The sequence below is a fragment of the Pseudomonas sp. FFPRI_1 genome (assembly GCF_055384485.1).
In genome coordinates, this window is sequence record NZ_AP029168.1 from 6,975,270 (window position 1) to 7,000,237 (window position 24,968).

Consider the following 24,968-nt stretch of genomic DNA (forward strand, 5'->3'; position numbering starts at 1 on the left):
GAGAGCAGCTCATGAGCGTCTTGAATTTTCCCCGGATCTACCTCAACGGTTTCATGTTCTGGAACCCGCCGACCTTCAACAACAACGATGTGCTACCGCTGTACGACGCGGTGAAGATGCAGATGAACTGGCGCTTCCTGAACAAGTACGAGATCAACGACAAGAATGCGCCACAAACGCTGATGCCCTGGGCCATCGCCCCGCTGCCCTACAACAACGTACCGGACTACGTGTTGCAGGTGCCCACCAATGGCGATGCCGACAACTACCCGATGATTCCCGCCGAGTGGGACCTGTTCGGTGACAACGCCTGCGGCACCGTGGACTACCAGCAATTGCGCTCGGTGATCATCGGTGGGGAATCCAAGGTCGACAGCTACATCGACAACGACCCGCTGATCAACAAGTCGTACCAACTGCTGGGCAACTCGTTCGGCAACCCGACCCCCACCGCGGCACGCTTTGTCGACGTCAGCCCCTGGCAGAACACCTTCACCGCGCTGTACTTCGAAAAGATAATGCTGGGCGACACCACCTGCGGGGTGACCCTGAACAAGGGCTGCCGCATGCTCAACCGCTTCCTCGATTTCAACTGGGGGGCGTTCGGCGGCCTGGTCTACGTGACCTGCACCTGGCAGACCTGCTTTACCAAGGATCAGGTGGACTGGGTCATCGGCGGTTCGCAACTGCTGCAGAACCTGAAGGACGAAATGGAGCGCAACAGTGACGCCCAGGGCCTGATGCTCAGGTTCACCACCTACCTGACCGTCTATGACAAGAACGGCCTGTTCAACGACTTCAAGATCGTCAACACCCACTCCCAGGCCCCCTGGGACATGTCCAGGGTGCAGATGCTCTATCAGATAGGCCTGGACAACCCGACCGAACTCTTCTTCAACCCGGCCTACAGCCGCACCGCCGGCACCCTGGGCCTGTGGCTTAACAATGAGTTCCCCACCGCCCCCGCCGGCCAGCGCCTGGCGCCCAAGGACCCGGTGCCTTTCTACAAGACGGTGCCGGGAGATGCGCAGATCCATGCCAAGAAACAAGTGGTCAACCTCGGCGTGCTCAGCGCCGAGCTCCACGACTCCACGCTGTCGCTGGATCTGGGCAATACCTTCCCACTCTACCCAGCCGTCCATACCGGCCCGGCCGCCCCCAATCTCGATGGCCGCAACAACGGGATTCCGGTCGCCGCCAAGTTCCACGTCGGCGACTATGAGCTGGGGGTCCAGCAGGGCAACAACTTCGAACCCCTGACCAGCATCGGCTTCGACCAGTACCAGCAATCGGCCTTTGACAAGCGCTCCGGCCTGTTGGACCTGCCCCTCGACGCCAGTGCCCAGGCCCTGCTGAAAAACGGCAACCTGGCGTTGCGGCTCAAGGGCACCGACACCATCGCCGCCCAACAGCAGATGTGGACCGCGGAAGTCATCGAGAGCGGCAGCTTCATCGACGTCGGTGACTGCCGCACGCTGAACATCATGGTGCAGTACAACGGCAAGCCCGCACCGCCCGGAACCACCTTGTGGGTCGCCGAATACAACAACGCCTTCATGCTGACCACCAGCAACTACTACCTGGCGTTCAGCAACCCGGCGGATTTCGTGCTGATCAACGACTTTCCGGAAGATCGAAAAAACAATAAGCCGGGAATGCCCCAGTTCGCCGATGCCTCGCAGCATCCCAGCCTGCCCAGGGAGGGCAGCGGCAGGCGCCTGAGCGCCATGCTCATCAGGACAGCCAAGGACGAAGACCCGCCAAGCACCCCCATCAACTATCAGGACTATCTGAAGACCCCGGCCGCTGTCGATCTGGGACCGTGCCTGAAATTCGACCAACCACAATCAATGAGCGGGAAACTGGATGGCACCGTCGGCCTGGGCGCCACCGTGGACTACAGCCTGGCCCGCATCCAGACCAATGCCGACGGCATTGCCCAGGTGACGGTGCATGCCAAGGCGCCGGGGTTCCCCACCCTGCGCTTTTTCATCCAGGACGATCCGACGGGTATTCCGTTCAGCTTCTCCTACACCGACGCCTTCACCGACTTCCTGTCGCCGCTGCGGGTGCTGCCGCAAGAGCCGCAGATGCTCAAGGACTTCATCGACAGCTGGAACCGGATGTGCACGGCCGACAACGCCAACGTGCGGATCTGGAACGAGTTCATCTACCCGCGAATCCTCCAGCCCTTCTATTACCTCTACCCGATCATGAACAAGTTCATGCCCCTCAACTCCCTGCAACGCATCGAGGGCGCGATCGAGCAGTTCATCAGACTGATCAGCAAGGAGTATCAGGAGGCCAGCACCCTGGCCATGCCCATCACCCGGGACCTGCCCCAGAGCCGTCGGCAGGTGCTGGAGATCTGGGCCAAGGACCTGGTGAGCACGGGTTATCCACCGCGTCCGCTGAACCTGGGCAACTACCAGAACGGCTGAGCCGCAACCGCCAGGCAATGGAACCCCGGGCGCCCCGTGGCGCCCGGCTTTGCAAAGGAGAGTCAGATGAATATCCATACCTTCAGGCGCCTGCTGCTGGCCGCCTTCCTGCTGTGCAGCAGCCAGGTGCTGTGGGCCCAGGACTATCCCGACAACGTCTACTTCAACATGGGCGTGCACAACACCAAGGGCTGCGACGCCAAGAACAACAACTGCGTCATCAAGCGCCAGCCCGGCGAGCCGGCCGATCCTCAGTTTCCTGCAACCTGGGTCAGTGACTGGACCATGTATCGGGTCACTGCCAACTACGCGAAGAACCCACCGCCCTACAGCAGCCCGCCCAGCACCCTGAAGCCTTCCGACTACACCGTGTCCCAAGGCACCAGCTACTACGACAACGACTATGTACCCGCCGACAAGGACGGCACCGGGGCGATGATGGAGCACTACGAGAAGTACTGCCTGCCGATCTTCCCGATCAAGGACAACAACTACACCTGCTCCTTCGTCTCCCTGGGCAACAAGGCCTACTTCCTCACCTACCCCGAGGACCGGCCCAAGGACATGCCGGCCTGCTGCCTGTTCTCGCCGATGAACCACCCACCCCGCCAGGACTTCATCAAGCACCTGCCCTATAGCGCCGCCCGCAGCCAGCACCTGGACGGCAGTGTGCAAGCCTATGCGCTGGAGATCCCGGTCAAGCCGAGCCCGATCCTGTTTGGCTATGCCTTCTACAAGAAAGCCAGCAGCGACGGCCCGGGCCAGCCGGCCTATCAGCATCCGCAGTCGTTCTACTTCTCCGGCGATGCCAGCGTCGCTGACGCGCCCATCGTCAGCCAGAACTATCGCAACTGGAGCAACGCCAAGCCGGACCCGGCAAAGACCTGGGACCAGGTGGCAAAAATGTGCCCGACCAACCCGCCGGACTGCCAGCTCTTCACTCCACCGCCGTCGTTGAAGAACGGTGCGCGGCCGCAGTGGAACCAACTCTCGCCCCCCGCACAGTGACAGGAGCCGCCTCATGAATTCTTGGAGCCGTTTCACCGCCCTGCTGTTACTTGGCCTGGGCTGCCAGCAGGCCAGCGCCTTGCAGCCCAGCGCGCCGGGGCCGCAGACCACTTGTCCGCCCAATGCCGTGGTGCCTGCTGCCGATGCATCGCAGCAGGCTTTCGATCAGTACAGCTGGCAGGTGTTCATCAACCTGAACTGGCCGGCCAAGGTCGGGGAACGCGGGGTCGCCGATTGCAGCAAACCCCTGGGCAGCCCGGGCGATACCGTGTGGCAGAGCTACAAGGGCGTGAATGAGATCTTCCTGCCACAAGGGCAGGACCCCGGCCCCTGGAATTCGGCACCGATGGCCAAGGTCCTCAAGCTGATCAATATCGCCGGGCGCAAGAACACCGCAACGGCCAACGACAACCAGGCCGTTGGCGGTTGGCTGATCGACCAGAGCGGCAATCCCACCTACTACCAGATTGCCGCCAACCAGGTGTCCTACGACTACATCGTCAACCACCAGTTCTACAACGCCGATGTCGTGGCCAAGGCCCGCAACATTCAGTTCCCCAATGCGACCAACGAGGTCAAGTCCAGCTGGCGAATACTCACCTCAAAGGATGACCTCAACCGCTACCTGCACATGCAGGCCCAGATCACCACGTTCGACGCGCAAGGCGTGGCCAACGGTACGGCTTCAGCGACGCTGGGCCTGGTGGGGTTGCATATCATCAACAAGGTCGAGGGTTTTCCACAGTGGATCTGGTCGACCTTCGAGCAGGTCGACAATGTGCCGCCCAAGGTCAAGCAGGGGAACCAGTGGGTCAATCAGCCACAGCAAGGGATTGCATACTCCTATTTCGATGCCAAGGCGCCCGCCGACCAGCTCAACCAGACGCCCTGCAACTGGACCCTGCAAAATGGCCACATGACCTGCACGCCGAAGCCGGGAATGAGCTTCACCACCCCCAATCCCCTGGACCGCTTCACCCCCTTGACCGAGGCCACGACCAGGCTCAACAGCCAGTACCAGTCGCAGCCACAGGTCCAGGCGTCGGTCTTCAAGTACTACCAGTTGATCACCACCCAGTGGAGTACCACGCCCAATCCAGGCGCGCCCACAGGCCAGACGACACCTGAACTCTCGGCCAACGTGACCATGGAAAGCTACATCCAGCCCAACAGCAGCTGCACCAACTGCCACTCCATGGCGACACCGGTCGACAGCCTGCAAAAGGCCGACTTTTCCTACCTGTTCAAGTTCGCCAAGTCGCCCAATAGCCCCAGCACCCAGAGCAAGGAGTGAATCATGAGTATTCTCAACGGCCCACGGCTGAATTTCTGGGGCGGGATCGAGGCCAACGTCAGCCTGCCCAACAACTCGCCCACCATTCCCAGCGACCCCAGCAATCCCGACAGCGAGGAGACACTTTCACTCTTCGACCTGACCACCTCGACCCTGTACCCCCAGGCAGAGGTGTACAGCGATGACGAGTTGACCCAGATGATCAATGCGCCGACCGGCGTTTACTACACCGCAGGGGGATGGAACCACTATGGCCAGCATGTCGTCACCCTGGACAAGGTTGCCATCAGCTCCCAGGGAACGCCGGGCAACATCAGCACCCAGGGGGATCTTGTCGGCGAACCGTTCTACCTGCTGGGGTCGGTGGACCCAGTCACCGGCGCGGCACCGGTAACCGGCCCGATGATGGTCGACCTGGACCCGACCGGCACCATCAGTTCGCAGATTTTCCTCGGCGGCCTGCAGATCGGCAACAGCACGCCCCCGCAATTGCTGATCAAGGGCAATACGGTGTGCAGCAGCTACGACGTGGCAATCCGGATTCTCGACCCGGAACCGGATGCACCAGGCTCCAACCGTATCAGCGGCAGCTTCCAGGTCACTTTCTCTCGCGAGCAGATCGTCAGTTACAACCAGGACAACCCGCTCTTGCGCGCCATCATCGAGGCCCCCGGCGCCACCGGTATCGTCGTGCGCTTCGTCATGTTCGAGATGTGCCCGCGAATGACCACGGCGCAACTGGACGCCGACTACGCCGCTCACCAGTACACCTCCAACCCGAGCATTGGCCGCGTGGTCGGCACCCTGGCTCCCGCCTTTGCCAACGAACCCCTGATCGTCACTGCCGGGCGCCAGTTGATCAATCCAACCACAGGTAGTGCAGGCTACGCGAGCGTGCTCGAAAACAACCTGTTGAGCATCGACATGCTCAACATCATCCCCAAGCAGGCATTTCGCAGTGTTCGAACCGATAACACCTCGCCCATTGGACCCAATGCGAACTTCGGTATTGTCTCAATCAACCTCGGTACCAAAACGCTCACGACCCTGGACCCGTTGCAAACTCCGCTGTCTGACTACTACCTGTATGGCGGCATTGTTGACTTGCCGCTGACGCCTGAACAACGCCAACTGGCCAGCCAAGAGGCGATTGCCATCAAGGCACCACTGACGCACAACTTTCCCTCCCAACCCAAGCCGCGGGAGATCCGTGTCAACGCCCTTGAGCAGACCTATCGCCTGAGTTCCAACCAACGCAATCTGTATCTTGAGGATTACCCCCAGGGCCTCGAGATCACCTTGAACCTGAGCCAACGGGGCCAACCCGTGACCAAGGACACCGTGATCACAATCAGCCCCGGCCCCTCAAACAGCGGTTCGGATGCCCCCTACATAGCCCCTGAGTTCTGGGACTTTCTGCTGTTCGAACCCAAGCAAACGGTCAAGGCTGGCCAGTCCAGCGTGAGTTTCAAGGTCAGCCTCAAGCCCGGCTCCGCAGCTCAGGCCGGGTTTGTCACCCTGACCTGCGCGGTCGAAAACAGTAAGGACAACGGTTTTTTCATCAACCTGCGCAAATCCGCCATCACCGATTTCGGCATTGCACCGGGCAGCGCCGTCACCTGGGACCAGGTGTACAAGCACGTGCTGCGTTTTCACTACCTGGCCTTCCCCGCCATGTCCCGCTACATCGCGCTCAATCAGCAGGATGCCGTCTGGGGAGCAGGCCAGATGATCCTCGCACGCACCTCACCGCAGTACCTCGGCACGACCTTGTACATGCCGGTGGTGCGCTCGATGTCCGCCAGCCAGCGAGCTCTGCTCAAGTGCTGGCTCACCAGTGAACCCTGGCAGCCACTGCAGTGACGGGACCGTTCCAATTGCGAGGAAAAACCCCTATGCCAATTGCATTCTTTATCCCCGGCCAACCGCAGGAAGACCTGCGTCCCAGCAAGCTCATCGCCGAGGGGCTGTTGAATCCCCGTGGCCTCTGCCTGCAAGCCGATGGCAGCCTGCTGCTGGCGGAAGCCGGCTCGGGCCTTGCAGACCAGCCGTTCAGCGGGCGCATCAGTCGCCTGTGCCCGGACCCTGAGCAGCCGGGTGCCTATCTGCCGCCGCAGATCCTGGCCCAGGGCTTTCGTTCGATGAACATGCAGGCGCGCATGCTGCGCGACGAGATCATGGGACTGTCGGACATCGCCTTCGGTGCCGGGCGCTACCTGGCCAGCCAGACCGACTACGTGGCCGGCTCGAAGCTTCTGGACCTGCAATACAGCCCGCCCGAGCCACTGTTCCACAGCCGCGGCAACCTCAACTCGCTGTGCTATCACCCCTCACGCCGAAGCTGGATGGCGGTCAAGCCCGATAGCAACCAGCTGGTGGAGTTCACCCAGGACGGCGAGCAGGTCCTGGCCCAGTTGCCCGACCTGGACCAGGGCCAGGAAGCGGTCCCGGTGACCCTGGTACACGAGCCGCAGACCGATGCAGTGCTGATCAGCCTGTTCTCTGGCGAGCTGCGCCGCGACCCGGCGCGCCTGGGTATCGATTTCGCTGACAAGGCCGGCCAGGTGATCCGGGTGTGGCCTGCCAGCGGCAGGATCGAGGTGTTGATTCGCGGCCTGCAACTGCCCACCGGGCTGGCACTTACTGCGCAGGGCCAGACCCTGGTGCTGGAGCTGTGCGACCGGCTGCTGCAGCCTTTGCCTCCCGAGTGGGCAGGCGAGCCCCTGCACGGCGGATTCGCCCGTTTCAGCGGACGGCTGCTGCGCTGCGACCTGCAGCAGCGCAATGTGCAGGTGCTTGCCACAGGCCTGGATACGCCCTCCAACCTGTGTTGCATCGAAGGGGCGGTGTTGGTGAGTGAAGGGATGGGGCTGAGTGGACGACTGATTCCTGCAGCGGATCATCAAGTGGTTGCGTTGAGCGGACGTCTGCGCCGGGTAACCCTTTGAAACATCAGGTCCGGTCAACCTGCTGCCCCGGCATGACGACGAGCCAAGCCCTTCTGGAGACGCAATCACATGATGCAATCGTTCGATGCTGTTGCCTTTATCGAAGAGGGCCAGGAGCGCCCCCTGGATCCAGGCTCAACACCTTTTCTCTACAACGACCACGGGCTGGCGCGCTTTTACTCAAATCCACGAGGACGTTGCATCAGCCTGGTGGAAAAAGACCCGCACCAGCTACTGGGCACCCGATACGACAACGTCAGCAGCCATGCCAAAAAGATTGCGACCCACACCGGGTCCTATGCCATCACCGAGTTGGTGTTTGGCAGCCAACCCGAAGAAGTTGTGTACCAGCCCCTCTGGGCCACGGCCGAAACGGCGCGGGCCTTTGGCATGACCCTGCTGCAAAGTGGCGAGAGCATTGGCTTTGAATATCACAACCTGGTCCTGGGCCAGTTCACCTATGGCAAGTGGGCGGGTCACCAGTCCCCCTACCTTGGCCCGGCACGCCAGCGCGAACTGCTGACCTACAATCCCACGGACTTGGAATTCCACGATTTCGCCCACGTGTTCCTGGCTCGCCATGGGCGCTTGCCGCTGGTCATCAGCGTTGCCCGCTGGCTGCCTGATAGGGGCCAGATCCACATGGCAGACTTGTGGCTGAAGCCGGGAGATGCCCTGGTGCTGCCACCGCAGCGCATGCCCGAGAAAAGCGCCTCGCAAAGCGCAGGCCCTCCCAGGGTCGTGGACTTGCACGGCAACCGCAATTCGGCACTGGCCTGCTGGTTCACCGACGGCGAACACAGCCTGCAGACCGAAACCATCCTCGCCGATCGCCCCACCATGAGCTCCGAGGCCCATGGTCCCCACTACCACCAGCAACAGACCCCGACACGCCACAGTCCGCCCCAGGGTTGGCCCAGCCTGGACGGCGAAGGCTTTGGCAGCGGCCAGTAAAAAGCGGCATAAAAAAACGGGGCCATTGGCATGGCCCCGTTTTTATCGATGCTGAACGCGAAGGTATGCGATCAGAACGGAATATCGTCATCAAAGCTGTCGAAGTCCGGAGCCGGCTGCGGAGCGGCCTGTTGTGGCGCTGGACGCGACTCACGCTGTGGCTGCGGAGCAGGACGGGACTGCTGAGGGCGTGGTGCCGAGTTGGACATGCCGCCCTGGCCTTGCTGGTCGCCCTGTGGACGGCCACCCAGCAGCTGCATGGTGCCCTGCATGTCGACGATGATTTCGGTGGTGTAACGCTTGATACCGTCTTTTTCCCACTCGCGGGTCTGCAGTTTGCCCTCGATGTAGACCTGCGAACCCTTGCGCAGGTACTCGCCAGCAATCTCCGCGACCTTGCCGAACATCGACACACGGTGCCACTCGGTGCGCTCGACCTTCTGACCGGTCTGCTTGTCGGTCCACTGCTCACTGGTGGCCAGACTCAGGTTGGTCACGGCGTTACCGTTAGGCAGGTAGCGAACTTCGGGATCCTGGCCGCAAGTACCGACCAATATGACTTTGTTAACCCCACGGGCCATAACGTTCTCCTAGGCTTCGCGCGGCGACGGCGCTGAGTTGACCAACTGCTCGAGCGTCGCGCGATCCAATAATTCGGTGTCCAATTTGATGTAAATGGCAGCCTCTTCGGCCACCACCACGGCATCTGTTACTCCAGCGACGGCTTTCAGGCGCTCGACCAGACCGGCTTCGCGGATCGCTTCGGGCGATAACGGCAAGCGCAGGCTCGTCACATATGGAGGCTCGCGCATGGTAACAGCAAAGGCCAGCCAGAGTGCAGCCAGACCTGCGCATCCCAGGAACACAACCGACAAACCGCCATGCTGGAACAACCAGCCGCCGAGAATGCCACCCAGTGCCGAACCAAGGAACTGGCTGGTGGAATACACCCCCATCGCCGTGCCCTTGCCTCCTGCCGGTGAAACCTTGCTGATCAGCGACGGCAAGGACGCCTCCAGCAGGTTGAAGGCGGTGAAGAACACCACGGTGCCGATCACCAGCGCACGCAAGCTGTCGCCGAACTCCCAGAAGAATAGCTCGGTGAGCAGCAGCGTACTGACCGCGCCGAGCAGAACTCGTTTCATCTTGCGTTTTTTCTCGCCATAGATGATGAACGGGATCATGGCGAAGAAGGAAATCAGCAGCGCGGTGAGGTACACCCACCAATGCTGCTCCTTGGGCAGGCCGGCTTTTTCCACCAGAGCCAGGGGCAAGGCGACGAAGCTCGACATCAGCATCGCATGCAACACGAAGATGCCCAGATCCAGGCGCAGCAGATCGGGATGCTTGAGGGTCGGGAGCAATGCCTGGCGCGCCACCCCGGACTCACGGTGCTGCAGCGGTCCGGTGGAGCGCGGCACCATGAAGGCGACGATAAGAATGCCTACCAGGGCCATCGCCCCGGTTGCCAGGAACAACCCGGAGAGCCCGAAGCCACGAGTCAGCAGCGGCCCCACCACCATGGCCACTGCGAACGACAGGCCGATGGTCATGCCGATCATGGCCATGGCCTTGGTCCGGTGCTGCTCGCGGGTCAGGTCCGACAAGAGCGCCATCACTGCGGCGGAAATCGCCCCGGCGCCCTGCAGGATACGCCCGGCGATCACGCCCCAGATCGAGTCGGCATTGGCGGCCAGCACGCTGCCCAGAGCAAATACGATCAGCCCCAGATAAATCACTGGACGGCGACCGATGCGGTCGGAAATGATGCCGAAGGGAATCTGAAAAACCGCCTGGGTCAGGCCATAGGCACCAATCGCCAACCCGATCAGGGCCGGGGTCGCCCCCGCCAGATCCATTCCATAGGTCGCCAGGACCGGCAGTACCATAAACATGCCAAGCATACGGAAGGCGAACACCAGGGCCAGACCGCTTGCCGCGCGGGTCTCGCTGCCACTCATGCGTTCGCTGTGGGGATCGTGCATGGATAAACCTCATGTGAACCGGCGGCGATTCTACCAGTCCGATCGATTGAGGGGGTATATGGCGACGCTTTGCCGCGCAGCCCTCGCCAGCGTTCGAAAAAGCACCGCTGGATAGTGTGCATCCATCCAGTGTTTAGTTTTATACTCCTGCCTTTACGCCCGCCGATCGAGGCCACTTTTGGACAAGATTCTGATTCGTGGGGCCCGTACCCACAACCTGAAGAACATCGACCTGACCCTGCCACGGGACAAGTTGATCGTCATCACCGGGCTGTCTGGGTCCGGCAAGTCGTCCCTGGCGTTCGACACGCTTTATGCCGAAGGCCAGCGTCGTTATGTCGAGTCGCTGTCGGCCTATGCCCGACAATTTCTGTCGATGATGGAAAAGCCCGATGTCGACACCATCGAAGGGCTGTCGCCGGCAATTTCCATCGAGCAGAAATCCACTTCGCACAACCCGCGTTCCACCGTCGGCACCATCACCGAGATCTACGACTACCTGCGCCTGCTCTACGCTCGCGTCGGCACCCCACGCTGCCCGGATCACGACATCCCGCTGGAAGCCCAGACCGTCAGCCAGATGGTCGACCTGGTGCTGGCCCAGCCCGAAGGTAGCAAGCTGATGTTGCTGGCGCCGGTGATTCGCGAGCGCAAGGGCGAGCACCTCTCGGTCTTCGAAGAACTGCGGGCCCAGGGCTTTGTTCGCGCGCGGGTCAACGGCAAGCTGTTCGAGCTTGACGAGTTGCCGAAACTGGACAAACAGAAAAAGCATTCGATCGATGTAGTGGTCGACCGCTTCAAAGTCCGCAGCGACCTGCAGCAGCGCCTCGCGGAATCCTTTGAGACCGCCTTGAAGCTGGCGGACGGTATTGCCCTGGTGGCCCCGATGGATGACGAGCCGGGCGAAGAGATGATCTTCTCGGCGCGCTTTGCCTGCCCGATCTGCGGCCACGCCATCAGCGAGCTGGAACCCAAGCTGTTCTCCTTCAACAACCCGGCCGGCGCTTGCCCGACCTGCGACGGCCTGGGGGTCAAGCAATTCTTCGACATCAAGCGCCTGGTCAATGGCGAGCTGACCCTGGCCGAAGGTGCCATACGCGGCTGGGACCGGCGCAACGTCTATTACTTCCAGATGCTCGGTTCGCTGGCCGCCCACTACGGCTTCAGCCTCGAAGTACCGTTCAACCAACTTCCGGCGGATCAGCAGAAGGTCATCCTGCACGGCAGCGGCACCCAGAATGTCGACTTCAAGTACCTCAACGACCGGGGCGACATCGTCAAGCGCTCCCACCCGTTCGAAGGGATAGTGCCAAATCTGGAGCGTCGCTACCGGGAAACCGAATCGGCCACCGTGCGCGAGGAGCTGGCCAAGTTCCTCAGCACCCAGCCCTGCCCGGATTGCCGGGGCACCCGTCTGCGCCGCGAGGCACGGCACGTCTGGGTAGGCGAGAAAACCCTGCCGGCGGTCACCAGCCTGCCCATCGGCGATGCCACGGATTATTTCGCTACCTTGACCCTCACCGGACGCCGTGGAGAGATCGCCGACAAGATCCTCAAGGAAATCCGTGAACGCCTGCAGTTTCTGGTCAATGTCGGGCTCGACTACCTGACCCTGGACCGCAGCGCCGATACCTTGTCCGGTGGCGAAGCCCAGCGTATTCGCCTGGCCAGCCAGATCGGCGCCGGTTTGGTCGGCGTGATGTACATTCTCGACGAGCCGTCCATTGGCCTGCACCAGCGAGACAACGATCGCCTGCTGGGGACCTTGAAGCACCTGCGGGATATCGGCAATACGGTGATCGTGGTCGAGCACGATGAAGATGCCATCCGCCTAGCCGACTATGTAGTGGATATCGGGCCGGGGGCCGGCGTGCACGGCGGGCGGATCGTCGCCGAAGGCACAGCGGCGGAAGTCATGGCGCACCCCGACTCCCTGACTGGCAAATATTTGTCTGGCCGGGTGAAAATTGTGGTGCCGGCCAAACGTACCCCGCGCAACAAAAAGCTTTCCCTGACCCTCAAGGGTGCTCGCGGCAACAACCTGCGCAACGTTGACCTGGAGATCCCCATTGGCCTGTTGACCTGCGTGACCGGCGTCTCCGGCTCAGGCAAATCGACCTTGATCAACAACACCCTGTTTCCTCTCAGCGCTACCGCTCTGAATGGTGCAACAACCCTCGAAGCAGCGCCTCACGACAGCATCAATGGCCTGCAGCACCTGGACAAGGTAGTGGACATCGACCAGAGCCCAATCGGTCGCACGCCGCGCTCCAATCCGGCAACCTACACCGGGCTGTTCACGCCAATCCGCGAACTGTTCTCCGGTGTTCCGGAGTCCCGCTCACGGGGTTATGGACCTGGGCGCTTCTCCTTCAACGTCAAGGGCGGGCGCTGCGAAGCCTGCCAGGGCGATGGCCTGATCAAGGTAGAGATGCACTTCCTGCCAGACATCTACGTGCCCTGCGATGTGTGCAAGAGCAAGCGCTACAACCGCGAAACCCTTGAGATCAAGTACAAGGGCAAGAACATCCACGAAGTCCTGGAAATGACCATCGAAGAAGCTCGTGAGTTCTTCGATCCGGTACCGGCACTTGCGCGCAAACTGCAGACGCTGATGGACGTAGGCCTGTCCTACATCAAGCTCGGCCAATCGGCCACCACCCTGTCTGGCGGCGAGGCCCAACGGGTCAAGCTGTCCCGCGAGCTGTCCAAGCGTGACACCGGAAAGACCCTGTATATCCTCGATGAGCCAACCACAGGCCTGCATTTCGCGGATATCCAGCAGCTGCTGGACGTTCTGCACCGCCTGCGCGACCACGGCAACACCGTGGTGGTGATCGAGCACAACCTAGACGTGATCAAGACGGCTGACTGGATGGTGGATCTGGGGCCAGAGGGTGGCTCCAAAGGCGGGCAGATCATCGCTGTCGGCACTCCGGAGCAGGTGGCAGAGATGCCCCAGTCCCACACCGGGCACTACCTCAAGCCGCTGCTGACCCGCGATCGCGCCTGAGGCCCATGAAAAAAGCCCCTGTCACCTTTCGGTGACAGGGGCTTTTTAACATCTACGAATATTCGCGCCATCTATCGCAACGAGACATCTCGTGATCCGGCGGCAACGCCGGCAGCCGTCAGAATTGCGACTGCAGGTAGTTCTCCAGGCCGATGGACTTGATCAGGCCCAGCTGCTTTTCCAGCCAGTAGGTGTGATCTTCTTCGGTATCCGCCAATTGAATGCGCAGGATATCGCGGCTGACGTAGTCCTTGTGCAGCTCACACAGTTCGATGCCTTTGCACAACGCCGCGCGGACCTTGTATTCCAGCCGCAGATCGCTGGCCAGCATATCCGGCACGGTGGTACCGGTGTCGAGATCGTCGGGACGCATGCGCGGCGTGCCTTCGAGCATCAGGATGCGACGCATCAGGGCATCAGCGTGTTGCGCCTCTTCTTCCATTTCATGATTGATACGCTCGTAGAGCTTGGTGAAGCCCCAGTCTTCGTACATACGTGAGTGGATGAAATATTGGTCACGTGCTGCCAGTTCGCCCGTCAGCAACGTGTTGAGATAATCGATTACGTCCGGGTGACCTTGCATCGCCCTACATCTCCCTGCTTGAAAGTGGATAGTTTGAACCAAGCTGACTTGCAGGTCACTTAGAAATAACTGAAAAAGTGAAGAATATCCGAGAAAAGCAGTATAAATAACGCAAAAACCGCCCAAATGAGGGCGGTTCTGCTTCTTATTTAGACTTACTTGAGCGATACGCCCAATGCCTTGGCGATACCTTCCCCATAGGCTGGGTCGGCCTTGAAGAAGTGTTGCAACTGACGCTCAACAACATCCCCGCTCACACCGGCCATTGCTCCGGAGATATTGCTGATCAGCAAGGCCTTCTGCTCATCGTTCATGAGGCGGAAAAGAGCACCCGCATGGCTGTAGTAGTCCGTGTCCTCACGGTGGTCGTAGCGATCTGCTGCGCCGCTGAGAGCCAGAGCCGGCTCGGCATAGCGTGGAGCCTGTTTTGGTGCATCAGCGTAGCTGTTGGGCTCGTAGTTCGGGGCCGCGCCACCGTTAGGACCGAACGCCATTGAGCCATCGCGCTGATAGCTGTTCACCGGGCTCAAAGGAGCGTTCACCGGCAGTTGCTGGTGGTTGGTCCCCACGCGATAGCGGTGAGCATCTGCGTAAGCGAATACCCGACCCTGAAGCATGCGGTCCGGTGACAGACCTACACCCGGCACCATGTTGCTTGGACCAAAGGCTGCCTGCTCGACTTCAGCAAAGTAATTCTGCGGGTTGCGATTGAGCTCCAACTCACCCACTTCGATCAGCGGGAACTCTTTCTGCGACCAGGTCTTGGTCACGTCGAAGGGATTCTCGTAATGAGCCGCTGCTTGAGCTTCGGTCATGATCTGGATGCAGACACGCCACTTCGGAAACTCGCCGCGCTCGATTGCATCGAACAGGTCGCGCTGGGCGTAATCCGGATCAGTACCTGCCAGACGGGCAGCGTCTGCCGGAGCAAGGTTTTTGATCCCCTGCTTGGTTTTGTAGTGCCACTTGACCCAGTGCCGCTCACCCTTGGCGTTGATCAGGCTGTACGTGTGACTGCCAAAGCCGTGCATATGACGATAGCCATCCGGAATCCCCCGATCAGAGAAGAGAATAGTTACCTGATGCAGCGCCTCGGGCGAATGCGACCAGAAATCCCACATCATCTGCGCACTTTTCAGGTTGCTCTGGGGCAGACGCTTCTGGGTGTGGATGAAATCGGGAAACTTCAACGGATCGCGGATGAAGAACACCGGGGTGTTGTTGCCAACGATGTCCCAGTTGCCTTCTTCGGTGTAGAACTTGAGGGCGAAACCCCGTGGGTCGCGCTCGGTATCTGCCGAGCCACGCTCACCGCCCACCGTGGAGAAGCGCAGGAAGGTCGGCGTCTGCTTGCCGACTGATTCAAACAGCTTCGCGCTGGTGTATTGGGAAATATCGCGAGAAACAGTGAAGGTACCGTAGGCGCCCGATCCCTTGGCGTGTACACGGCGCTCAGGAATATTCTCGCGGTTGAAATGGGCAAGCTTTTCGATCAGGTGAAAATCTTCGAGAAGCAAAGGGCCCCGAGGGCCGGCAGAACGGGAGTTCTGGTTATCAGCGACAGGAGCGCCACTAGCGGTAGTAAGAGTTTTGGTTTGGCTCATGCTCAATCTTCCTCTGTCAGTCCGTGAAACTGCCGGCTAATCGGCTGAGGAAGAGTATTGACCAACAGTGTTACAAGATCCAATGCATTACATATTCGCTAACGATAGAAATATCTAATACATACAGCAACAAAAAACCGGGCACTAGGCCCGGTTTCTTGTTTCAGACTGACGTCTTACTCAGCGGATACAGCTTCACCGCCGACAGCACGATCAACCAGTTCAACGTACGCCATAGGAGCGTTGTCGCCAGCGCGGAAACCGCACTTGAGGATGCGCAGGTAGCCACCCTCACGGGTAGCGTAACGCTTGCCCAGGTCGTTGAAGAGCTTACCAACGATGGCTTTCGAACGAGTACGGTCGAAAGCCAGACGGCGGTTAGCCAGGCTGTCTGTCTTGGCCAAAGTGATCAGCGGCTCGGCAACGCGGCGCAGTTCTTTAGCTTTCGGCAGTGTAGTTTTGATCAGCTCGTGCTCGAACAGCGACACCGCCATGTTTTGGAACATGGCCTTGCGGTGCGAGCTGGTGCGGCTCAGGTGACGCCCACTTTTACGATGACGCATGGTTCATTCCTTACCAAACACAACGTTCGGTGATTACGACGATCAGGCAGTCGCCTTGTCGTCCTTCTTAAGACTTGCAGGCGGCCAGTTGTCGAGGCGCATGCCGAGGGACAGACCGCGGGAGGCCAGAACGTCCTTGATTTCAGTCAAGGATTTCTTGCCCAGGTTCGGAGTCTTCAACAGTTCTACTTCGGTACGCTGAATCAGGTCGCCGATGTAGTAAATGTTTTCCGCCTTAAGGCAGTTAGCCGAACGTACAGTCAGTTCCAGATCGTCAACCGGGCGAAGCAGGATCGGATCGATCTCGTCTTCTTGCTCGACTACCACTGGCTCACTGTCACCTTTGAGGTCGACGAACGCAGCCAACTGCTGTTGCAGGATGGTTGCAGCACGGCGGATAGCCTCTTCAGGATCCAGGGTACCGTTGGTTTCCAGATCAATAACCAGCTTGTCCAGGTTAGTACGCTGCTCGACACGGGCGTTTTCCACCACGTATGCGATACGGCGAACCGGGCTGAACGAAGAGTCAAGCTGCAAGCGACCAATGCTGCGGCTTTCGTCTTCATCGCTCTGACGCGAGTCGGCCGGTTCATAACCACGACCACGAGCTACTACGAGCTTCATGTTCAGGGCGCCGTTAGACGCCAGGTTAGCGATTACGTGATCGGGGTTAACGATCTCGACATCATGATCCAGCTGAATATCGGCAGCGGTAACCACCCCCGAACCCTTCTTCGACAAGGTCAGCGTAACTTCGTCACGGCCGTGCAGCTTGATAGCCAGACCTTTAAGGTTCAACAGGATTTCAATTACGTCTTCCTGTACACCTTCGATGGCGCTGTACTCGTGGAGCACACCGTCAATCTCGGCCTCGACTACTGCACAGCCGGGCATTGAGGACAACAGGATGCGGCGCAGCGCGTTGCCCAGGGTGTGGCCAAAACCACGCTCGAGAGGCTCGAGGGTGATCTTGGCGCGGGTTGGACTGACAACCTGCACATCAATATGGCGGGGTGTCAGGAACTCATTTACCGAAATCTGCATGGATGCACCTATTTTCTAGCCCTTACTTGGAGTAGAGCTCGACAATCAGGCTTTCGTTGATGTCGGCGGACAGATCACTGCGAGCTGGAACGTTCTTGAAAACGCCCGACTTCTTCTCAGTGTCTACTTCTACCCATTCTACGCGGCCACGTTGACCACACAGATCGAGAGCTTGGACAATGCGAAGTTGGTTTTTTGCTTTCTCGCGAACAGCAACCACGTCACCAGCACGAACCTGGAAGGACGGAACGTTAACGGTCTGACCGTTTACGCTGATCGACTTGTGCGATACCAGCTGACGGGATTCGGCACGAGTCGAACCGAAGCCCATGCGGTATACAACGTTGTCCAGACGGCATTCGAGCAGTTGCAGCAGGTTTTCACCGGTTGCGCCCTTCTTGCCAGCTGCTTGTTTGTAGTAACCGCTGAATTGACGCTCGAGTACGCCGTAGATACGACGAACTTTTTGCTTTTCACGCAGCTGGGTACCGTAGTCGGATTGACGACCACGACGCTGGCCATGGATGCCAGGAGCTGCTTCGATGTTGCACTTGGATTCGATAGCGCGCACGCCGCTCTTCAGGAAGAGATCGGTGCCTTCGCGACGAGCCAGTTTGCATTTTGGACCAATGTAACGAGCCATTCTTTACAATCTCCTGGATTACACGCGGCGCTTCTTCGGCGGACGGCACCCGTTGTGCGGGATTGGCGTCACGTCGGTGATGCTGGCGATCTTGTAGCCACAGCCGTTCAAAGCGCGGACTGCGGATTCACGACCTGGACCTGGGCCCTTGACGTTAACGTCGAGGTTTTTCAGGCCATATTCCAGCGCAGCTTGACCAGCACGCTCAGCAGCTACTTGAGCAGCGAACGGGGTGGACTTGCGAGAACCGCGGAAACCCGAACCACCGGAGGTTGCCCAGGAAAGAGCGTTACCTTGACGGTCGGTGATGGTCACGATGGTGTTGTTGAAAGACGCGTGGATGTGGGCGATGCCATCAACCACTGTCTTTTTAATCTTTTTACGAGGACGAGCAGCAGGTTTTGCCATGACTAAATTCCTGTCGATTCGCTGGTGCGATTACTTGCGGATCGGCTTACGCGGACCTTTGCGAGTACGCGCGTTGGTCTTGGTACGCTGACCGCGCACTGGAAGACCACGACGATGGCGCAGACCGCGGTAGCAGCCCAGATCCATCAAGCGTTTGATTTTCATGTTGATTTCGCGACGCAGGTCACCTTCAGTGGTGAACTTCGCCACTTCGCCACGCAGCTGTTCAATTTGCTCGTCGCTCAGATCCTTGATCTTCGCAGCTGGGTTGACCCCAGTCACCGCGCAGATTTTCTGCGCAGTAGTGCGACCAACACCATAGATGTAGGTCAGCGAGATAACAGTATGCTTGTTATCTGGAATGTTAACGCCTGCAATACGGGCCATTCAGTGGGACTCCAATTGACAGCTACCTACGCCCCGGAAGCCAAGAAATAGGGCGCGAGATAATATCGCTGTAATAACAAATAATCAACCCGGCAGCGCACTAGCTGCCGGGCTTGAAGCACAATCACACTCAGCCTTGGCGCTGTTTGTGACGCGGTTCCGCGCTGCAAATTACTCGAACAACACCTTCGCGGCGAATAATCTTGCAGTTACGGCACAGCTTTTTCACCGATGCACGAACTTTCATCACCAACTCCTCGAACCTTATGGATTAGCGCAGCATGCCGCTGCCGTAACCCTTCAGGTTGGCTTTCTTCATCAGGGATTCGTACTGGTGGGAAACGAGGTGCGATTGTACTTGGGACATGAAGTCCATAACAACCACGACCACGATCAGCAACGAGGTCCCGCCAAGGTAGAACGGAACGTTTGCAGCAACCACCAGGAACTGGGGCAACAGACAGACGGCCGTCATATATAGAGCACCGAACATGGTCAAGCGGGTCAGAACGCCATCAATGTAGCGCGCAGACTGCTCACCTGGACGGATGCCCGGAATAAAGGCACCGGACTTCTTCAGGTTTTCCGCTACGTCTTTCGGATTGAACATCAACGCCGTATAGAAGAAGCAGAAGAAAATAATCCCTGCACTAAACAGCAGAATATTCAACGGCTGACCAGGAGCGATCGACTGCGAGATGTCCTGCAACCAGCCCATACCTTCAGACTGACCGAACCAGGCACCCAACGAAGCCGGAAACAGCAAAATGCTGCTCGCGAAAATAGCAGGAATAACACCGGCCATATTCACTTTCAGCGGCAAGTGGCTGGTCTGCGCAGCAAACACCTTACGGCCCTGCTGACGCTTGGCGTAGTGAACAGCAATACGACGCTGACCACGCTCAATGAACACCACAAAACCGATAATCGCTACTGCCAGCAAACCGATCGCAACCAAGGCGAAAATATTGATATCACCCTGACGTGCAGACTCGAAAGACTGCCCGATCGCTCTCGGAAGACCGGCGACGATACCTGCGAAAATCAACATCGAGATACCGTTGCCAACACCACGCTCAGTAATCTGCTCACCCAGCCACATCATGAACATCGCACCAGCCACAAAAGTGGATACCGCGACGAAATGGAAGCCAAAGTCACCAGTGAACGCAACGCCCTGCCCGGCCAGACCAACGGACATGCCGATAGCCTGAACCAGAGCGAGGACGACAGTGCCGTAGCGGGTGTACTGGCTGATCTTGCGACGGCCAGCTTCACCTTCCTTCTTCAACTGCTCCAACTGCGGGCTGACGGCGGTCATCAGCTGCATGATGATCGATGCCGAAATGTACGGCATGATCCCCAGTGCAAAAATGCTCATCCGCTCCAGCGCGCCGCCGGAAAACATGTTGAACAAGCTAAGAATGGTCCCCTCATTCTGTCGAAACAGGTCTGCGAGTCGGTCCGGGTTGATACCTGGAACCGGGATGTGTGCGCCTATTCGGTAGACGATAATCGCCAGGAACAGAAAACGCAGACGAGCCCAGAGTTCAGACATACCGCCTTTGCCGAGCGCAGAGAGAGCACCTTGCTTAGCCATTTATTCCTCGAACTTGCCGCCAGCTGCTTCGATAGCCGCACGCGCACCTTTGGTGGCGGCGATACCCTTGATGGTCACAGCGCGAGTAACTTCGCCGGACAGCATGATTTTCACACGCTGAACGTTGACGTTGATCACGTTGGCATCTTTCAGGGACTGCACGGTAACGATGTCGCCTTCCACTTTAGCCAGCTCGGACAGACGCACTTCTGCGCGGTCCATGGCTTTCAGGGAAACGAAACCGAACTTCGGCAGGCGACGATGCAGCGGCTGTTGACCGCCTTCAAAGCCTGGAGCAATGGTGCCACCGGAGCGGGAAGTCTGACCTTTGTGACCACGGCCACCAGTCTTACCCAAACCACTACCGATACCACGGCCCGGACGATGCTTTTCGCGACGGGAACCCGGCGCTGGACTCAGATCATTGAGTTTCATCGATTAACCCTCGACACGCAGCATGTAGTAAGCCTTGTTGATCATCCCGCGATTCTCGGGAGTATCCTGGACTTCTACAGTGTGACCGATGCGACGCAGACCCAGACCCTTAACGCACAGTTTGTGGTTAGGGATGCGGCCGGTCATGCTTTTGATCAGCGTTACTTTAACGGTAGCCATGATCAGATAATCTCCTGGACGCTTTTGCCACGCTTGGCGGCAATGGATTCAGGGGACTGCATTGCCTTCAAACCCTTGAAAGTGGCGTGAACCACGTTTACTGGGTTAGTCGAGCCGTAGCACTTGGCCAGAACGTTCTGAACGCCAGCAACTTCGAGGACAGCACGCATAGCGCCGCCAGCGATGATACCGGTACCTTCAGAAGCAGGCTGCATGTAAACCTTGGAAGCGCCGTGGGCGGACTTCATGGCGTACTGCAGAGTGGTGCCGTTCAGATCAACTTGGATCATGTTGCGACGAGCAGCTTCCATTGCCTTCTGGATCGCAGCAGGCACTTCACGCGACTTGCCACGGCCGAAGCCAACACGGCCCTTACCATCACCAACCACGGTCAACGCGGTGAAAGTGAAGATACGGCCGCCTTTAACGGTTTTGGCTACGCGGTTAACTTGAACCAGCTTCTCAATGTAGCCTTCGTCGCGCTTTTGGTCGTTATTTGACATAACTTAGAACTCCAGCCCAGCTTCACGAGCAGCATCAGCCAGCGCCTTGACGCGGCCGTGGTACTTGAAGCCAGAGCGGTCGAAAGCCACCTGCGAGACGCCAGCGGCTTTAGCACGCGTAGCGACCAGCTGGCCAACCTTAGTGGCCGCGTCGATGTTGCCAGTGGCGCCATCACGCAGTTCTTTATCCAAAGTCGAGGCACTTGCCAGGACTTTGTTGCCGTCGGCCGAAATGACCTGGGCGTAGATGTGCTGCGAAGAGCGGAACACGCAGAGACGCACGACTTCGAGTTCGTGCATTTTCAGGCGTGCTTTGCGAGCGCGACGCAGTCGAGTAACTTTTTTGTCGGTCATTTGCTATGCCCTACTTCTTCTTGGCTTCTTTACGACGGACGACTTCGTCCGCGTAGCGCACACCTTTACCTTTGTAAGGCTCTGGTGGACGGAAGTCGCGGATCTCAGCGGCCACTTGACCTACCAGCTGCTTATCGATGCCCTTGATCAGGATATCGGTCTGGCTAGGAGTCTCAGCGGTGATGCCTTCCGGCAGTTCGTAATCCACTGGATGCGAGAAGCCGAGGGCCAGGTTCAGCACTGTGCCTTTTGCTTGTGCCTTGTAACCAACACCGACCAGCTGGAGCTTGCGCTCGAAGCCTTGGCTTACGCCTTGGACCATGTTGTTTACCAGAGCACGAGTGGTACCGGCCATTGCACGCGTTTGTTGGTCGCCATTGCGAGCAGCAAAACGCAGCTCACCAGCTTCCTCAACGATTTCAACGGACGAGTGAACGTTCAGTTCGAGAGTGCCCTTGGCACCCTTCACCGAAAGCTGTTGGCCGGCGAATTTAACTTCGACACCAGCTGGCAGCTTAACGGGGTTCTTAGCGACGCGTGACATGCTTATCCCCCCTTAGAACACAGTGCAAAGAACTTCGCCGCCGACACCGGCAGCGCGCGCAGCACGATCAGTCATCACACCTTTGTTGGTGGAGACGATAGACACGCCAAGACCGCCACGTACTTTCGGCAGTTCTTCAACGGACTTGTACTGACGCAGGCCTGGACGGCTAACGCGCTTCACTTCTTCGATGACCGGACGGCCTTCGAAGTACTTCAGCTCGATGGACAGCAGAGGTTTGATTTCGCTGCTGATCTGATAACCCGCGATGTAACCTTCGTCCTTCAGGACTTTTGCTACAGCCACCTTCAACGTGGAAGACGGCATGCTTACGACGGACTTTTCAGCCATCTGGGCATTACGGATTCGAGTTAGCATGTCCGCTAACGGGTCCTGCATACTCATGGGCTAGATGCTCCTGATACAAAAAGAATTAGCCTTGCGGCTACAACTGTCGCCGAGAAATTCCGGGCAAAAAACACGGGCTCAGGCGAGCCGGTCATTCTAGACACACCCCAGAAATGAATCAAGCCCCAAAAGGGGCTTGATTCATGTTCAAGGCCACCGGTTATCGGCTTCTTGCGAACCCGACAACCGCGACTTTGATAGCTATTACCAGCTGGCTTTAACCAGACCTGGTACGTCACCACGCATGGCAGCTTCACGCAGCTTGTTACGGCCAAGGCCGAACTTGCGGTAAACGCCGTGCGGACGACCAGTCAGGCGGCAGCGGTTACGCATGCGCGAGGCGCTTGCGTCACGTGGCTGCTTCTGCAGAGCTACGGTAGCTTCCCAACGAGCTTCTGGACTTGCGTTCAGATCCACGATGATAGCTTTCAGCGCTGCACGCTTGGTGGCGTACTTGGCAACGGTGAGCTGACGCTTCAGCTCACGGTTTTTCATGCTCTTCTTGGCCATTTTCCTACTCCAATCAGTTGCGGAACGGGAATTTGAAAGCACGCAGCAGAGCGCGGCCTTCATCATCGTTCTTGGCAGTGGTGGTCAGGGTAATGTCCAGACCGCGGAGAGCATCGATCTTGTCGTAATCGATTTCCGGGAAAATGATCTGCTCTTTCACGCCCATGCTGTAGTTGCCACGACCATCGAAGGACTTGGCATTCAGGCCGCGGAAGTCGCGGACCCGAGGCAGGGAGATCGACAGCAGACGATCCAGGAACTCGTACATACGCTCACGGCGCAGGGTCACTTTGACGCCGATCGGCCATCCTTCGCGGACTTTGAAGCCAGCGATGGATTTACGAGCGTAGGTCACAACGACTTTCTGGCCGGTGATCTTTTCCAGGTCAGCAACAGCATGCTCGATGACTTTTTTGTCGCCGATAGCTTCGCCCAGACCCATGTTCAGGGTGATTTTGGTAACGCGCGGAACTTCCATCACGTTCGAAAGCTTAAGTTCTTCCTTAAGTTTCGGAGCGATTTCCTTCCGGTAAATCTCTTTTAGTCGTGCCATGGTCTTCTACCTAGCAGTGTTCAAGCATCAACCGCTTTTTGGGTCGACTTGAAGACACGAATTTTTTTGCCGTCTTCTACTTTGAAACCAACGCGGTCAGCCTTGTTGGTTTCGCCGTTGAAAATGGCGACGTTGGAAGCGTGCAGTGGCGCTTCTTTCTCGACGATACCGCCCTGTACGCCCGACATCGGGTTAGGCTTGGTATGACGCTTGACCAGGTTCAGGCCACCGACAACCAGACGGTCATCAGCCAGAACCTTAAGCACCTTACCGCGCTTACCTTTGTCTTTGCCGGCGATCACGATGATCTCGTCGTCACGACGAATCTTTTGCATGTCGGATCTCCTTACAGCACTTCTGGGGCGAGCGAGACGATCTTCATGAACTTCTCAGTACGAAGTTCACGGGTCACTGGCCCAAAGATACGGGTGCCGATCGGCTCTTGCTTGTTGTTCAACAGAACAGCAGCGTTGCCATCAAAGCGGATGATGGAGCCGTCAGCACGACGAACGCCATGGCGAGTGCGGACTACAACAGCAGTCATCACTTGGCCTTTTTTCACCTTACCGCGAGGAATTGCTTCCTTGACGGTAACTTTGATGATGTCACCGATACCAGCGTAACGACGATGGGAGCCACCCAGCACCTTGATGCACATAACGCGGCGAGCGCCGCTGTTATCGGCCACATCGAGCATGGATTGAGTCTGAATCATATAATTTCTCCGACCCCTAGCCCTTAGACTTCCACAGCGCGTTCGAGAACATCAACCAGGGCCCAAGACTTGGTCTTGGCCATCGGACGAGTTTCACGAATAGTGACTTTGTCGCCGATGTGGCACTGGTTGGTTTCGTCGTGCGCGTGCAGCTTAGTCGAACGCTTAACGTATTTACCGTAGATAGGGTGCTTAACGCGACGCTCGATCAGAACGGTGATGGTCTTGTCCATCTTGTCGCTGACAACACGGCCAGTCAGCGTACGGACAGTTTTTTCGGCTTCAGCCATG

At 58.5% G+C, this 24,968-nt stretch carries 29 protein-coding genes; 7 read left to right on the forward strand and 22 right to left on the reverse strand.

All coding sequences use genetic code 11. From position 1 onward, the window contains the following. The first annotated feature begins 11 nt into the window (after positions 1-11). The 6 genes from ACZ5BO_RS31315 to ACZ5BO_RS31340 all read left to right on the forward strand — a co-directional run bounded on the left by ACZ5BO_RS31315 (position 12) and on the right by ACZ5BO_RS31340 (position 8,645). Entirely contained in the window at positions 12-2,441 is a 2,430-nt protein-coding gene (locus ACZ5BO_RS31315; protein ID WP_464697398.1) for a hypothetical protein, read from the forward strand. A gap of 66 nt (positions 2,442-2,507) precedes the next feature. Continuing rightward, positions 2,508-3,449, forward strand: a complete 942-nt coding sequence (locus ACZ5BO_RS31320; protein WP_464697399.1) for a hypothetical protein — start codon at positions 2,508-2,510, stop codon at positions 3,447-3,449. A gap of 13 nt (positions 3,450-3,462) precedes the next feature. Continuing rightward, the gene (locus ACZ5BO_RS31325; protein ID WP_025129390.1) at positions 3,463-4,743 is read left to right on the forward strand and encodes a hypothetical protein; all 1,281 of its coding nucleotides are present in this window, start codon (positions 3,463-3,465) and stop codon (positions 4,741-4,743) included. A 3-nt stretch (positions 4,744-4,746) separates the two neighbouring features. After that, positions 4,747-6,606 (forward strand): hypothetical protein, encoded by a 1,860-nt coding sequence (locus ACZ5BO_RS31330; RefSeq protein WP_464697400.1) that lies wholly within the window; start codon positions 4,747-4,749, stop codon positions 6,604-6,606. A 32-nt stretch (positions 6,607-6,638) separates the two neighbouring features. Beyond that, positions 6,639-7,691: a hypothetical protein gene (locus ACZ5BO_RS31335; RefSeq protein WP_464697401.1), complete on the forward strand. Its 1,053-nt coding sequence runs from the start codon at positions 6,639-6,641 to the stop codon at positions 7,689-7,691. Positions 7,692-7,760: 69 nt separating this feature from the next. Next, positions 7,761-8,645: a hypothetical protein gene (locus tag ACZ5BO_RS31340; protein ID WP_464697402.1), complete on the forward strand. Its 885-nt coding sequence runs from the start codon at positions 7,761-7,763 to the stop codon at positions 8,643-8,645. Positions 8,646-8,716: 71 nt separating this feature from the next. Here ACZ5BO_RS31340 and ACZ5BO_RS31345 read toward each other — a convergent pair whose 3' ends face one another. Together ACZ5BO_RS31345 and ACZ5BO_RS31350 are read right to left on the reverse strand one after the other, a co-directional pair. After that, on the reverse strand, positions 8,717-9,226 hold the full coding sequence (locus tag ACZ5BO_RS31345) for a single-stranded DNA-binding protein (RefSeq protein ID WP_011063767.1): 510 nt from the start codon (positions 9,224-9,226) through the stop codon (positions 8,717-8,719). A gap of 9 nt (positions 9,227-9,235) precedes the next feature. Then, positions 9,236-10,630 (reverse strand): MFS transporter, encoded by a 1,395-nt coding sequence (locus ACZ5BO_RS31350; RefSeq protein ID WP_464697403.1) that lies wholly within the window; start codon positions 10,628-10,630, stop codon positions 9,236-9,238. 178 nt (positions 10,631-10,808) lie between these two features. Between ACZ5BO_RS31350 and uvrA the strand changes: the two genes are divergently transcribed. Further along, positions 10,809-13,643 carry an excinuclease ABC subunit UvrA gene (gene uvrA / locus ACZ5BO_RS31355; RefSeq protein WP_025129395.1) on the forward strand — a complete coding sequence of 945 codons (2,835 nt, stop codon included), beginning with the start codon at positions 10,809-10,811 and terminating at the stop codon, positions 13,641-13,643. Positions 13,644-13,761: 118 nt separating this feature from the next. Here the strand turns inward: uvrA and bfr are convergent, their stop codons facing one another. The 20 genes from bfr to rpsQ all read right to left on the reverse strand — a co-directional run bounded on the left by bfr (position 13,762) and on the right by rpsQ (position 24,967). Continuing rightward, entirely contained in the window at positions 13,762-14,226 is a 465-nt protein-coding gene (gene bfr, locus ACZ5BO_RS31360) for a bacterioferritin (RefSeq protein WP_025129396.1), read from the reverse strand. Positions 14,227-14,381: 155 nt separating this feature from the next. Then, entirely contained in the window at positions 14,382-15,830 is a 1,449-nt protein-coding gene (locus ACZ5BO_RS31365; RefSeq protein WP_464697404.1) for a catalase, read from the reverse strand. A gap of 176 nt (positions 15,831-16,006) precedes the next feature. Continuing rightward, on the reverse strand, positions 16,007-16,393 hold the full coding sequence (gene rplQ, locus ACZ5BO_RS31370) for a 50S ribosomal protein L17 (RefSeq protein ID WP_007924175.1): 387 nt from the start codon (positions 16,391-16,393) through the stop codon (positions 16,007-16,009). Between the two features lie 42 nt (positions 16,394-16,435). Continuing rightward, positions 16,436-17,437 carry a DNA-directed RNA polymerase subunit alpha gene (locus ACZ5BO_RS31375; RefSeq protein ID WP_007970428.1) on the reverse strand — a complete coding sequence of 334 codons (1,002 nt, stop codon included), beginning with the start codon at positions 17,435-17,437 and terminating at the stop codon, positions 16,436-16,438. A 22-nt stretch (positions 17,438-17,459) separates the two neighbouring features. Beyond that, positions 17,460-18,080 carry a 30S ribosomal protein S4 gene (gene rpsD, locus ACZ5BO_RS31380; protein ID WP_464697405.1) on the reverse strand — a complete coding sequence of 207 codons (621 nt, stop codon included), beginning with the start codon at positions 18,078-18,080 and terminating at the stop codon, positions 17,460-17,462. An 18-nt stretch (positions 18,081-18,098) separates the two neighbouring features. Next, a complete protein-coding gene (gene rpsK / locus ACZ5BO_RS31385) occupies positions 18,099-18,488 on the reverse strand; it encodes a 30S ribosomal protein S11 (RefSeq protein WP_007924177.1) in 390 nt (129 codons plus the stop codon). Between the two features lie 30 nt (positions 18,489-18,518). Further along, the gene (rpsM, locus tag ACZ5BO_RS31390) at positions 18,519-18,875 is read right to left on the reverse strand and encodes a 30S ribosomal protein S13 (protein WP_003186020.1); all 357 of its coding nucleotides are present in this window, start codon (positions 18,873-18,875) and stop codon (positions 18,519-18,521) included. 130 nt (positions 18,876-19,005) lie between these two features. Next, entirely contained in the window at positions 19,006-19,122 is a 117-nt protein-coding gene (gene rpmJ / locus ACZ5BO_RS31395; RefSeq protein WP_002555468.1) for a 50S ribosomal protein L36, read from the reverse strand. Between the two features lie 24 nt (positions 19,123-19,146). Beyond that, positions 19,147-20,475 (reverse strand): preprotein translocase subunit SecY, encoded by a 1,329-nt coding sequence (gene secY, locus ACZ5BO_RS31400; RefSeq protein ID WP_007924182.1) that lies wholly within the window; start codon positions 20,473-20,475, stop codon positions 19,147-19,149. Further along, positions 20,476-20,910, reverse strand: coding sequence for a 50S ribosomal protein L15 (gene rplO / locus ACZ5BO_RS31405; RefSeq protein ID WP_025129399.1), 435 nt, complete (start codon positions 20,908-20,910; stop codon positions 20,476-20,478). Positions 20,911-20,913: 3 nt separating this feature from the next. Then, positions 20,914-21,090, reverse strand: a complete 177-nt coding sequence (rpmD, locus tag ACZ5BO_RS31410) for a 50S ribosomal protein L30 (protein ID WP_003176408.1) — start codon at positions 21,088-21,090, stop codon at positions 20,914-20,916. A 2-nt stretch (positions 21,091-21,092) separates the two neighbouring features. Beyond that, positions 21,093-21,593: a 30S ribosomal protein S5 gene (gene rpsE / locus ACZ5BO_RS31415; protein ID WP_007924184.1), complete on the reverse strand. Its 501-nt coding sequence runs from the start codon at positions 21,591-21,593 to the stop codon at positions 21,093-21,095. Between the two features lie 3 nt (positions 21,594-21,596). Further along, positions 21,597-21,947 carry a 50S ribosomal protein L18 gene (gene rplR, locus ACZ5BO_RS31420; protein WP_003186037.1) on the reverse strand — a complete coding sequence of 117 codons (351 nt, stop codon included), beginning with the start codon at positions 21,945-21,947 and terminating at the stop codon, positions 21,597-21,599. Positions 21,948-21,957: 10 nt separating this feature from the next. After that, positions 21,958-22,491 carry a 50S ribosomal protein L6 gene (gene rplF, locus ACZ5BO_RS31425; protein WP_025129400.1) on the reverse strand — a complete coding sequence of 178 codons (534 nt, stop codon included), beginning with the start codon at positions 22,489-22,491 and terminating at the stop codon, positions 21,958-21,960. Positions 22,492-22,503: 12 nt separating this feature from the next. Then, a complete protein-coding gene (gene rpsH, locus ACZ5BO_RS31430; RefSeq protein ID WP_011063773.1) occupies positions 22,504-22,896 on the reverse strand; it encodes a 30S ribosomal protein S8 in 393 nt (130 codons plus the stop codon). Between the two features lie 207 nt (positions 22,897-23,103). After that, on the reverse strand, positions 23,104-23,409 hold the full coding sequence (gene rpsN, locus ACZ5BO_RS31435; protein WP_003228726.1) for a 30S ribosomal protein S14: 306 nt from the start codon (positions 23,407-23,409) through the stop codon (positions 23,104-23,106). 13 nt (positions 23,410-23,422) lie between these two features. Next, positions 23,423-23,962, reverse strand: coding sequence for a 50S ribosomal protein L5 (gene rplE / locus ACZ5BO_RS31440; protein WP_003210069.1), 540 nt, complete (start codon positions 23,960-23,962; stop codon positions 23,423-23,425). 20 nt (positions 23,963-23,982) lie between these two features. Beyond that, the gene (gene rplX, locus ACZ5BO_RS31445) at positions 23,983-24,297 is read right to left on the reverse strand and encodes a 50S ribosomal protein L24 (protein WP_007896770.1); all 315 of its coding nucleotides are present in this window, start codon (positions 24,295-24,297) and stop codon (positions 23,983-23,985) included. Positions 24,298-24,308: 11 nt separating this feature from the next. Then, positions 24,309-24,677, reverse strand: coding sequence for a 50S ribosomal protein L14 (rplN, locus tag ACZ5BO_RS31450; RefSeq protein ID WP_002555479.1), 369 nt, complete (start codon positions 24,675-24,677; stop codon positions 24,309-24,311). Positions 24,678-24,700: 23 nt separating this feature from the next. Further along, a complete protein-coding gene (rpsQ, locus tag ACZ5BO_RS31455) occupies positions 24,701-24,967 on the reverse strand; it encodes a 30S ribosomal protein S17 (RefSeq protein WP_003194644.1) in 267 nt (88 codons plus the stop codon). Between the last annotated feature and the right edge of the window lies 1 nt (position 24,968).